The sequence below is a fragment of the Streptomyces sp. NPDC034111 genome (assembly GCF_055575375.1).
Window position 1 is genome coordinate 1 of record NZ_JBVIST010000039.1, and the last position, 12128, is coordinate 12128.

Here is a 12128-nt window from a genome sequence, read left to right on the forward strand (position 1 = left end):
CCCGCGGAGCGGGTCCCATAGCGCTGCGCGCTATGCAAGTGAAACCGCTTCGCTTCGCTCAGCGGTTCACGGGGGCGCTTCGCTTCCCCGTGAACACCGTTGCTTCGCAACGGTGTTGCCCCGCGCTTTGCGCGGGCAGGCCCTTCGGGCCTGAAGTCCCGTGCTTCGCTCGGGACTTGTCCTCGCTTGCCCCCAGGGGGCTGCGGGCGCTGTGCGCCCTTGGGGCAGGTCCGCTGCGCTCCCCTGCCCTGGCTTTGCGGCTCTGCCTTCAAGCCTGGGCCCGCTGACGCGGGCCTGGCCAGCTACCGGGGAGGGTGCTGGGGCGCTGATGTCACCAGTCCCCTCGTCGGCGCCATGGGTCGCGGTGCGCGAACGGGGCGGGCAAAGTCCTGCGCGCAGTTCAGCGTCCAACAGCTTGAGGCAGCTGTGAGCTCGTCGCGGGCCGGGGCCGGCAGGAGGGGCAGGATTCGCTCCATCATGTCCCTTGCCTCAAGCACATCTTCGAGCGAAGCCCTGCGGGCTGTGTGAGAAAAAGCCCGTACGTACCAATGGAGAGTGGCCTCTGGTCCTCCCGGCCACACCTCCATGTCTCAGGTGCAGCGCTCCGCGTGGTGGATGGCTCGGGAGGTGCGTGGGGGCAGTCGGTCGATGCGGGGCGGGGTTGGTCCCCAGTAGATGGAAGGGTGTGGGGCAGTGCGCCGGGCCGATCTACGCGGAATGGGCCTTCCGGGTGACGGTCATGGGGTGACAGTCACCTGCTGTCGACGGTCTTTCGTTCTGGCCTGGCTAGGCGCTTGCACAGCGGGATGAAGTGCGTGCTTCATTTTGTTAAGCTAGATAGACTCTGGAAGCAGTGAATGCCACTGCTGGGGCACTCTCGATCTTATCGAGCCCGCCGAGCCCTCGCAGGATCACGAGCGGCGACAGCCACCCTCATGGCTTCAGGATGGTGGCAACTGAGGGCTCTGCGTGCAGGTTTCCCGTTCCTGACGTTCGAATCGACCGTGCGGCAACCAGGTGAAGGCAGGTCGGATATGGGGAAGAAAGGCCTCTGGCCTCACCAGAGGGAAGCCGTTGATGCGGTACTGAGTGCTCTCGAATTGCCTGCAAGATCACTTGTGCCCGAGCGCGGGCTCCGGACTCAGGTGATCATGGCGACCGGATCCGGGAAGACCTGGGTGGCGGTGCGCAGCGCGGAGGAGCTCCATGCGGGCCGTGTGCTGGTGCTCGTACCCTCGCTGGACCTGCTCGCCCAGACCGAGGCCGCATGGCGCGAAGGCGGCCGTACTGGGCCGGTGATTGGGGTGTCTTCGCTGCGCGGGGAGGAGGTGGGCTTCCCCAACACCACAGATGTGGACGAGTTGGTGGCGTGGGCCCGGTACCCGGGCAAGGTCACCGTGTTCGCCACCTATGCCTCCCTCGGACTCGGCACGCTGGAGCGCGCCCACCAGGTCGGGCTTCCGGGCTGGGACCTCATCGTCGTGGACGAAGCGCACCGGACCTCGGGCCGGATCGGTAAGCCCTGGGCCGTCGTCCACGACAACAGTCGGATCCCTTCCCTGCGCCGCCTCTACATGACCGCCACGCCGCGGCTGTGGCAGCTCGATGAGGACCAGGAGCAGGGCGGGGCGCCGGGCGAGTTGGTCGCGTCGATGGAGGACGATCCCAGCGGACCGTTCGGCAGGCGCTGCTACACGCTCACGCTGTCCGAGGCGATCGACCGGGGTATCTGCGCGCCGTACCAGGTCGTATGCGCCGATGTGACGGACACCCAGTTCCAGGCCGCGCTGCTGCTGGGCGCGGAGGGCCGGTCGGACGAGGTGCGCGGAGCCCGGCTCGCTGCCCTGCAGACCGCCCTGGTGAAAGCTTCCGCTGAGGAGAACTTCGGCAGGACCCTCGTCTTTCACCATCAGATCCGGGAAGCTGAGGCCTTCGCGGCCGGCCTCCCCGGCGTCGCCGCCCAGCTGCACAACAGCGACCCCGAGCTCTACCCGCGCAGGATCTGGGCGGACTGGCTGTGTGGGGAGCACAAGCCGCTCCACCGCAGGCGTGTGCTGGGGGAGTTTGCCGACGGGATTGCCACGGACGGCACGGTGGTGGAGAAGGGCTACTTGGGGTCGGTGAAAGTGCTCGGGGAGGGCGTCGATACGAGGAACTGCGACTCCGTGTACTGGGCCGACGTCCGAGGGTCCATGCCTGATCTGGTGCAGGCGGTGGGGCGGGCGCTGCGGATGCAGCCGGGCGAGGGCAAGGTCGCCAGCCTGGTCGTGCCGGTCCTGCTCGCCCCCGGGGAGAGTGCGGACAACATGCTCACCTCGAAGGCGTACGGCGGGCTGGCAAAGCTCCTGGAAGCGCTCCGCGCGCATGACGCCAGAGTGGTCGAAGCCTTGGCCGAGCCTCAAGCCCCCAGTCGCTCCCCCAAAGGCCGTGAACGCGGTGTCGAGGGGGTTGGGCCGGGCGCGGTGCGGCAGGGGGTCAGTGCCCGCGCCAAGGCCCTCCTGAAGTTCTCCACGCCCCGCGACCCCGCGCAGCTGGCGACGTTCGTCAGCCTGCGCGTCCTCGACCCTGAGCACGAGCATTGGCGGCGCGGCGTGGAGGCCGCTGTCCTCTACGCCCGGGAACATGGCGACCTGCGCGTGCCGTTCGTCTACCGCGTCCCGGGTGGGGAGGAGGCTGAGGCGGAGGGGTGGCCGGGCTCGCTCGCGGGCTTCCCGCTGGGGCAGTGGATTGCTGATGCGAGGCGGTTGTATGCCCGCGGAGGCATGGACGCCGGCCGCGTGGCACAGCTGGAGAGGCTCGGCATGGTCTGGAGCCATTTCGACGTCGCCTGGGAGGAGGGCCTGACCGCGGCGCGTGGGTGGGCGGCCGAGCACGGGCACCTTCTGGCCCCTCTGGACGCCACCCACAAGGGCGCGAGGGTGGGGATCTGGCTGAAGAACGTGCGGGCCGCTGCCCGGAAGGCGGCAGAGATCGAGCAGCGGCGTGCCGGGGGGCTGCCGGTTCCGTCGTCGGCCGGTGCTTTGTCGCAGGAGCGGCGTGAGCAGTTGGAGGAGATCGACGCGTCCTGGTGCCCGGCCTGGCCGGTGGAGTGGCAACGCTGCTTCCATCTGACCCGGCAGCACCTGGAGGCCGGCGGTCAGCTGCCGGCCGAGGCCGGCGAGGTCGTGCGCCAGGGCGAGGATCTGGGGCGGTGGACCCGGGCGCAGCGGTTCGGCTGGGACAAGCTCACTACCGTGCAGCAGTGGATGTGCGAGCAGGTCCTCGGGATCGAGCCTGCCGGCGAGGACGAGAAGCCCAAGGCTCGCCGTACGCAGGCCGACAAGTGGGCGCTGAACTTGGCGGCGGCGCGGCAGTTTTACGAGCGGGAGGGGCACCTGCGGGTGCCCCGGAAGCACGTCGAGACGATCAGCGTAGGCAGCCGTGACGGTGGGGGTCAGGAGGAGCACGAGATCCGGCTCGGTGCGTGGGTCAGCAATCAGCGGTCCCGGGCAGCAACGTTGGCACCGGAGCGCGTGGAGCAACTCTCCGTCATCGGCATGCGATGGTCCTGACGATGGCAGGAACGAGTAGAAGCGGTCGCTGCCACCCTTACCAGCGTTCGCTCCCCTGGAGATCTTCAGCAGATGCGAGGCCCGGACCACATGGCCCGGGCCTTCGTCATGCGTCGGGACTCTCTGCCCGGTCGCTGCTGTCCGGGTGCCGGCTTCCGGCCCTACGGGGTGGAGAAGCCGATGGCGGGGAGGGCGAGACGCAAGCACCTGAGATCTGTCGCTGTCCCGCTCGCTCACCCGGTCTCGCCCCGGAGGTAGTACTGATGATTACCCGCTAGACGCCCAGGGCAACGGGCACGCCGATCGCCGCTACGCTGAACACGCCGCCCTGGGCCAGGGCCGAAGCCCCAGAGGGCGCTCTCAGGCAGGGAGCAGCAGGGCCGCCGACCGCGAGGCGTATCCGACGCGGACGGCACCTCCACAGGTGTCCGCCGTCTGTGTTCCTTCGCCTTCCAGGAGACTTCCGATGCTCGGGACCCGCACTCCCCCGTACCCGCCCACCCGGAACCGCCCAGCCCGCCCGGCACCGGGCTGCCACCCGTGGCGCCGCCGTTCCTGTCGTTTCGTTGCACTCCGCGGTGGTGCTGTTGGTGGCGGGATTCTTCGGTGTCGTCGTGGGCGGGCTTATGTTGCTCTCCGATAGGTCCGTCCCAAGGCTCATGGGCGTGGCCGCAGGCTTGAGGATTGCGGCAGTCAGCACCCGGTGCTCCGCAAGCTGATCGCCTGACCGGTGCGGGGTCGGGCATGACAGCCCTGCCCGGGCCCCGCCGCCTTTCGCTGACGTCAGGCGGCGCTGGGCTCATGGGCGTGGTCGCGGATGGGCATGGAGGTGCCGGCTGATTCGCGGTGACGGCAGTGTGCTGGGACCGATGGCGGCCGTGGCGCCTTGGTGAAAGGTGGTTCGGCCTGCGGGCTGGTTCCGGCATCACCTGCAGCACACCACGGGGCGGGCTGGGCGGCTCTCTCCTCGGAGGCGCGCAGATGCGGCCCGCGTGACGGTACTGGGCCCGGCTCCTTCCCGTGCAAGCTCTGGGCTTTTCGGGTCTGCGCCCACCTCGACTCCAAGGTCGATTGTCAGTGGTGGGTGAGACGATGAGTGCATCGAACCGGAAAAGGGGGGCTATTTATGTCCGGATGCCAGAACTACATCAATCACGTTGCTCTGGTGTTGGATGCCAGTTCGTCCATGTCGCACCTGAGCCGTAAGGTCGTTGAAGTCGCTGACCAGCAGATTGCATATCTGGCCCGCCGGTCGGAGGAGTTGGACCAGGAAACCCGCGTTACGGTGTATGTCTTCGCGGACAAGGTGGAGTGCGTCATTTATGACAAGGACGTGCTGCGGATGCCGTCCTTGAAGCAGCTGTATCGGGTTGGTGGGATGACGGCTCTGTTGGCGGCCACGCTGAAGTCGCAGAGGGAGCTGGCGCAGACGGCTCAACTTTACGGTGATCACAGCTTCTTGACGTTTGTGCTGACTGATGGTCAGGAGAATGCGAGTCATCGCTGCTTGGATGCGTCTGCCAGGGATCCGCGTGAACTGGTGCAGGCTGTGGCCGAGATGGCCGAGACGCAGGAGGACAACTGGACGCTAGCCGTCCTTGTGCCGGACCAGATGGGCAAGCGTGAGGCCATGCAGTGCGGTTTCCCGAAGGACAACATCGCCATTTGGGATGCCACGAGCACGCAGGGTCTGGAGGACGCTGGTCAGGTCATCCAGCAGGCGACCGAGAAATTTATGGTGGGCCGGACCCAGGGTATCCGGGGATCGCGGGCGGTGTTCTCTACGGGTGCTGAGGCTGTCAACAAGGACACCATAGAGGCAGCCGGTCTCAGCCCGGTGAATCCGTCGGAGTACGAGCTGATTCCGGTGGCTCGCGAAGCGACGATACGGAACTGGGTCATCGAATGCGGGCATACTTTCCGTACGGGTTGTGCGTTCTATCAGCTGAGTAAGTCGGAGAAGGTCCAGGCGCGGAAGCAGATTGCGGTGCTGGAGAAGAAGACGGACCGGGTGTACACGGGGCCGGAGGCCCGAGCCTTGCTCGGTTTGCCGGACAGGGAAGTTCGCGTCAAGCCGGATCACAATGACGACTTCACGATCTTTGTGCAGAGCACCAGCGTGAACCGGAAGCTGGTGCCGCACACGCGGCTGCTGCTTATGATCTGACGTCTGAAAAGCCCCGTCGGTCCGGCTGGCGGGGCTCCCGACGTAGGCCGGCGAACTCGCCCAGGGCGGAGCCGTCGCTCGACGGCTTGCGGCAGCTCACCGGCAGAAAGCCAGTGGTGCCGGTGGTGGCGTCGGTGGCGCAGGCCGTCGAGCTGCGTGGTCGCTCGGACACCTGCCGACAATCAGTGAAGACGAAGCTGCTCAATACAGGTGCCCCAATCTGGCCAAGCAGCCAGCTAACTGACAAACCGTAGGTCAGAACCCGTTAGCTGTTCCATCTCCACTAGCGCTGAGAGCGTTGAAGATCAGCATTGGCTGACCACAACCGTCTACCGAAACTGATCAACCAGGCCTGGCCGGCCCGGCCATCAGACACTGATCAGAGAACCGCTCCTGGACAACGTACTCGCCGACTTTGGGCTGGAGTGGGCAGCGACGTGACGTGGCTGTATCGGGCTCAGTCTGTAGGACGTCCTGTGAGGGGACGGGCCGAATGTAAGTGTCCGTGAGGTGTTCCTGTCGCGCGTCGGTCGATAGCGTCGCGTGGCGCAGGGGTGGTGATGAATAGTCACGGTTCTCGATGGGCGCCGTCGGTGCGGAAGGCTTTGGGTCGTTGTTCGTCGACGAGCCGGCCGGTGCTGTGGTGGCAGTCTGGGTGGCGTTGCGGGGGGCGGGCGGGTCGGCTCGGGTGGGGTCTGGGGAACGGGGACAGCGTGTCGGTGGTTTTGACCGCGCGCTTGGCTCGCGAGAGCGCGGGGCCGCGGACGGTTCCGTCCCCCTCCCGCACCAGTTGGTCCAGCAGTGGGCCGCGAGCCCGGACCGGCCCGACTCCTCACTCCCATCACTGACATGAAAGAGGGGGTGGTGGGGGTTGTCGGGCTGCCGGGGCTCCTTTACCGGAGGCTGTGAACTGTGGCTTCGGTTTCTGCGCCGGTGGAGGGCGGTGTGGGGGGCGTCAGTAGTTCGGCCATCGTGTGGGGTCGTGGCGTCGTCTTGTTGGGAACCAGCGGTCGAGCACTCGGGTGACGCGCCTTGGTCGGGCTCTGGGCGCGGTGCTGTTTGCAGGGCGGGGCGGTGGGCCTGTCGGTGTCCGTTCCTGGGTGGTGGGGAGGTGGCGGGGTGGAGTGTCTTGTGGCTGCGGTGGGACGGTGCCCGTCCGGGTGGTGAACAGTGGTTCGTACGGGGGGCGTTGGGAGGTGCCTGCGTAGCGGCGTGGTGTTCTGATGGGCAGCCCGGAGCGGGTGTAGCCGGCTGGGGGGTATGCGTTCTGTGGGCCTTGTTGTGCGCCGGGGGCGGCGGGGCCGCTGGGGTCGAACTGGACTTGTGCGCGCAGGAAGTCGAGGTCCTCGGTGCTGACGGCCGGCGGGAGTTGAGGGCCCTTGGGCTGCTTGGCCGTCGGGGCTTCCACGATTTTGATCTCGAAGGCTGGTGACGGTGTCCGGGTGGGCGTTTCGGCGATGCGGTCCCATGCCCGCTCCCAGCGCTGGACTCTGCGTGGGGAGAAATTCAGGGCTTCCATGAATGCCGTGAGGTGGGCGCGTGAGGGAACCGCCTCGCCCCGGAGGATGACGCTGAGGCTGCTTTTGGGCAGGCGGTGGCGCCCGTCCGGAGTCCGCCCTGCCGCGCTTTGCAGGTCGCCCAGGGACGGCTGGCCTTCCCTGGCACGCAGCTCGACCATGGCGTCGTGGAGCTTGCCGAAGCTGTCGATGAGGTCGGGGTGGGTCATCACAGAGCGCAGTGACCTGGCCAGATCCCGGAACTCCGGATCGGCTCCTGCGCGGCGGCGTTCTTCTTCGGCCCGGCGCGCGGCCTTCCACAGCCGCACCGCTTCGCCGGTGTCCGCATCGCAGGCTTTGGCGTAGGCGAGGACCAGGCGGCGGGATGGGACCTTGTGGCCGCTGGCGCCCCGTGACAGCGCCGACGCGGTGAAGCGGTGGTCGGTCAGTTTGGCCATCGCCGCGTAGGTGACGCCTCGGCGCTCGCGCTGTGAGCGTAGCCACAGCGCGAGCGCTTCGGACTGCCGGGTCTCGGCGGCAACGGCGTTCTCACGCCGTCCCATGGCTGCTGTCAGACCGCTTCGAGCGGCGGACCCGCTGGGCGCATGGCCCTGACGGCCCGGCAGGCGACCCAGAGAGCCCCGGTGATGCATTCAAAGGCGCCGCATATCGGCATCCCGAGAACCGTGAGTTCTGCGGCCACGACGATGATCACGAGCACGATGACCATCTCCGGGGTCGACAGGGCTCCCTGGGAAGGACCACTGCCTGGGGGCGGCGGAAAGAGTAACGAACGCATGCCTGTACCTATCTGTCGTCGCGTCACGCCCCGTGCGAGGCGAGGCGTGGTGGTTGGCTGCACCGTGAACTGCTGGCGGTGACTTCCAGGTCTGCCCGCCGGCCGCTGGGATCTTCTCACCGGTGAACCGGCCCTCACATCCTGGGCGGAGCCTTTGATTCGCATACGTCCATCCGTTCGCCGCCGAAGGATGGCGAACGGGTGGACGAGGAGAATCCCTTCCGCTCGAACAGCGCAGGTCACATGGAAGAAACCGTTGGTTTCATTCATTTTTGTCCAGCCCGCGTTGCGAAGCAGGGCACCCGATGCGACTCTCTTGCCAACGCTGCCTCCGGCACTGGCTGCCGGGGCTCCCTGGCGTCGTGGCTGCACCATGAAACAGGGACCGGGCTCACCGTGTTCCAGCACGGCGCCCACGAGGGTGGCGCATCCTCACCGGATGCGGCCACCCTCCACACCTCCGGCGGTTGCCCAAATCGCCCGCTGAGCCATCGATGAGCCCCCGGGGTTCCGTTCCCCTGGCCTCGTGCGCCACCCGGCGACCACTTGCCTCCACCAGCGGAGAGACGACGTCTGCGCTGTGTGGTTCCCTCAGCGCGCTCCTGCGTCGCGGTCGGGGTCGGGGTCGGGGTCGGGGTCGGGTCAGGGGTCTGGCAACGAGGTCGGCCCACAACAGTTAGGCAGCTGGGGCGCGCCCGCGCTGCTCCGGGCGGGCGGATAACCTGGGCCCGTCAGCGAAGATCACAGAAGGGCGGAGTACATGGCAGACATCGTGGAGACGGCAGCGCGGAAGGTCTTCGAGCGCTACGACCTCGACGGGGACGGCCAGGTCACCGCGGAGGAATACCGCAAGGTCGTGGCGGAGTTGGAGGGCTCGCAGATCACCGAGGCGCAGGCCCAGGAGCTGATCGACTCGCTCGACACCGACGGCGACGGCCAGATGTCCTTCGAGGAGTTCTGGGCGGCCATGAATGGCTGACACTGCCGGGTCCGGCACGTGAACTGCCGGACCCGGTTCGTCCGCCCGCCGAATTGCAGTGTGTGGTCGTCGCTGAAGAGTGCATCCGCCGATCGCTGATTTTCCCCCGGCCCAGAAGAGGCACGAACTCCTGGCTCGGACAGCAGCCGCAAGGTAGCGGGGCGGGGCCAATTACCCCCCGGGGTAATCGACCATTGGCCCCCTTTCCCGGCAGGATCAAGCACGTCGGCGGGGAACCGCCGCAGGATCCGGCTGCAGCCGCGAGGAGAACGCCATGTCCGTCACGTCCCCCGCGACGGCGAGTTCAGCCACCACCGCGAGTTCCGTCGGCGAGGGCAGGCTTCTCCTGCGGGATGCGTGTCGGGCTCTGCCCCGACGTCCGCGGGCGGATCCCAGGAGCGGGAGCGTGCGGGGGCTGTGTCGGATGCCAGGGTGGGCGGGGTGCGCCAGTGCGCCGGCGGCGGGGCGGGCGGAGTCAGATCGCGCAGCGCCGGCCGAGCGACGTCGGCACGGTCAGCAGCGGCGAGTTCACGGCCGGCTTGGGCAGCCGTGACGGTGCCCAGCCGCTGGGCGGGCTCCGCGGCGGTGGCAGGGGCGAACCGTCGACGACGCAGGCGTTCGGCGGCTCTCGCGTCGGCGTGCAGGCGTTGCCCCGGCGCCCAGCAGCCGGCCACCGCCACACCGTCCGCTGCGACAGCCCCGCCAAGTCAGCCACGATCCGCACAGGTAACCGCGACAGCGTCCCCTTCCTCGTCCACCGCAAGAAGCCGCCGCACCACCACACCCCGCGCCAACGGTGGGCCCCAGCCGGCACAACAGGAGCGATCCCGCCTCTGCCTCACCCGCCGCACCCCCTGAACCGTCGCACACCCGGCCCACCCGACCCGACTGCTCCTCACACAGGACAGCCCAAGCCATAACAGCCGACCACCCACCTGCCAGCCACACCACAACAGCCACGTGGCCACCCATGACAGCAACCAAAGCCCACGGCTACACCCACCATCAGGACACCACCCCGCGAGCCGCTGACACCCCCACTGTGTGCGGGCGCGGTCATTGGCCAGGCCAGCTGTCGGCTCAGCCCTCTACGGAGAGCACAGTTGTGGGCCGCCTCTTGGTCTTCGGCAGGGGGCCTTGAGTGCGCACGCCTTGGCCCTGAAGCTTGTTGGCATCGAGTCGGCCTAAGGTGAGCCCGGTGAACGGGGATGTGCGTATCTGCTTCATCGGTGACTCCTTCGTCCAGGGGATCGGTGATCCGCAGTACCGAGGATGGGTCGGCCGGGTGCTCCAAGCCACCTGCGGCGACATCACGGCTTTCAACCTCGGTGTCAGGCGCAGCACCTCCGAAGACGTGGTGCGTCGCTGTTGGCAGGAGGTCGGGCAACGAACTCTGCGCGGCGCCGATAACCGGCTGGTTATCTCCTTCGGCAGCAACGACGTGATCGAGGAAGGCAGCAAGGTCCGCGTCGACCCGGCGATCTGCCTGGACAACCTGGCCTCACTCCTCGACGAGAGCAAGCGCCGAGCGATCGCTGCCTTGGTCGTGGGACCCCCACCGGTCATCGATGCAGGGGAAAGTCATCTGCGACGGACCTCCGTACTCGCTGACCAGATGGCCACCATCTGCCATGCACGGCACATCCCCTTCGTCGCCACGACCCAAAAACTCGCCCGCGACGCCACCTGGATCGAGGAAGCGCTGGCCGGCGACGGCGCCCACCCTGGCAGCGGCGGCTACCAGAGACTGGCGGACCTCGTCCTTGCCGGCCCCTGGCACGACTGGATCACCAACCCACACCGATAACCCCCCGCCCCGGAACCACCGCCCCCGCCCCGGAGCCACCGCCCAGCAGCGGGCGCGGCCGGAGACCCACGCGGCCGCACACCACCAGCGCGGGGACGGCTGGGGGCTGCTGGCCACGGCCCTGGACCGCTGCGTGCGCCGCGGCGACGCGCTGACGGTGCTGCAGCGCACCCGGCAAACGCTCGCTGACGGACCGGGGATGGATCAGGGCCCCGCGCTGACCCGCGCGCAGGACCAGATCCTCAAAGGCGCCCCAGAAGGCGGGACTGCGGAACCCGTCCGGCTCGGCGCTCACAGACGGGCTGTGGGCCGGGCGGCGGCCGCGTGGGAGCAGTCCGTTCGGCCCCGCCACGGTCGGCCTGCTGCACGACCTAGCGGTGACAGGCGCCGACAGCCTTCAGCGAGCACGCGAACACCGCGCAGCCGTCAGCCGTGGTCACGGCCGCCGGGGCGACCAGCGACGCGGACCTCGCCGCCCGGACTCGCCCACGGCGCACCCGCCCTGTCGCGCTCGTCCCGGCCATGCGCGGCAACCAACTGCCCGCCCCGAAGCCTTCGAACGCGTCCACCCGGCCCCTACGAGCCGTGGCTGCGTCCGCTGCCCCTGGCCGGCCCAGGGCGCGACCGAACAGGCCCGCCGGGCACTGTCCACCGCCCCAGACCGCCGCATGACCTGCTCCAAGAGGCACTACGGCGCGTGCTCGCCCGACCAGCCCAAACCGTCGAGCACGAGGACATCCCACGCGGCGCCAGAGATGAACGCGCCCACGCCGCATACAAGTCGCCGTCGCCAGCAGCGGCCAGATCTCCTTCGGCACGATCGAGCACCACCTGCACGCCGTCCCCGACAACACCAAGACCACCAGCCGGCTCCACCGACACCACTCCCCTGGGGCACTGAGTGCATCAGCAGCGCCAGCGCTGCGTACCGGCAAACTCGAACTTCCCCACCGCAAAGGCCTGCTCGACGAGGCACAGATGGTGCGCGAGCCGGGCGAGGAAGCCTGGGACAACAAGCTCGCCGCGCTGCGCTCGCACCAGCACGCCACCAGCCACCACGCCCCGGCAGGACACGGCCCGGGGCAAACGCGAGGCAAGGCGCCGATCGCACAGCACCTAACCAACCCCCGCCGCAAGGACGGCCTGGGCAAAGACACAAAGCGGACCGAGCAGTGAAAACGCCACAGCACGACACGACACGACATGGCAGGGCATGGCATGGGGTGACTTGGCTTGGGGTGACTTGGCTTGGGGTGACTTGGCTTGGCTGCATCAAGATGCGACCACAGCCAACCCCTCCGGCACGACCACACTCACCACCCCATCAGC

At 68.2% G+C, this 12128-nt stretch carries 7 protein-coding genes; 6 read left to right on the forward strand and 1 reads right to left on the reverse strand.

Annotation, left to right across the window (positions count from 1 at the left end; genetic code table 11):
* Positions 1 to 1034 precede the first annotated feature (1034 nt).
* Together ACZ55A_RS36960 and ACZ55A_RS36965 are read left to right on the forward strand one after the other, a co-directional pair.
* Complete coding sequence (locus ACZ55A_RS36960) at positions 1035 to 3551, forward strand: helicase associated domain-containing protein (RefSeq protein ID WP_468849469.1); 2517 nt, start codon at positions 1035 to 1037, stop codon at positions 3549 to 3551.
* 1126 nt (positions 3552 to 4677) lie between these two features.
* Positions 4678 to 5718 (forward strand): vWA domain-containing protein, encoded by a 1041-nt coding sequence (locus ACZ55A_RS36965; RefSeq protein WP_468849470.1) that lies wholly within the window; start codon positions 4678 to 4680, stop codon positions 5716 to 5718.
* 955 nt (positions 5719 to 6673) lie between these two features.
* Here ACZ55A_RS36965 and ACZ55A_RS36970 read toward each other — a convergent pair.
* Entirely contained in the window at positions 6674 to 7777 is a 1104-nt protein-coding gene (locus tag ACZ55A_RS36970) for a helix-turn-helix domain-containing protein (protein WP_468849472.1), read from the reverse strand.
* 996 nt (positions 7778 to 8773) lie between these two features.
* Here ACZ55A_RS36970 and ACZ55A_RS36975 point away from each other — a divergent pair.
* From ACZ55A_RS36975 to ACZ55A_RS36990, 4 genes are all read left to right on the forward strand, one after another.
* Positions 8774 to 8992, forward strand: a complete 219-nt coding sequence (locus ACZ55A_RS36975) for an EF-hand domain-containing protein (RefSeq protein WP_468849473.1) — start codon at positions 8774 to 8776, stop codon at positions 8990 to 8992.
* 1198 nt (positions 8993 to 10190) lie between these two features.
* Positions 10191 to 10799, forward strand: a complete 609-nt coding sequence (locus ACZ55A_RS36980) for a GDSL-type esterase/lipase family protein (protein ID WP_468849474.1) — start codon at positions 10191 to 10193, stop codon at positions 10797 to 10799.
* A complete protein-coding gene (locus ACZ55A_RS36985; protein WP_468849476.1) occupies positions 10756 to 11700 on the forward strand; it encodes a BTAD domain-containing putative transcriptional regulator in 945 nt (314 codons plus the stop codon). The genes ACZ55A_RS36980 and ACZ55A_RS36985 overlap by 44 nt, the downstream gene beginning before the upstream one ends.
* Before the next feature lie 77 nt (positions 11701 to 11777).
* Positions 11778 to 11975: a hypothetical protein gene (locus ACZ55A_RS36990; RefSeq protein WP_468849477.1), complete on the forward strand. Its 198-nt coding sequence runs from the start codon at positions 11778 to 11780 to the stop codon at positions 11973 to 11975.
* The last annotated feature ends 153 nt before the right edge of the window (positions 11976 to 12128 follow it).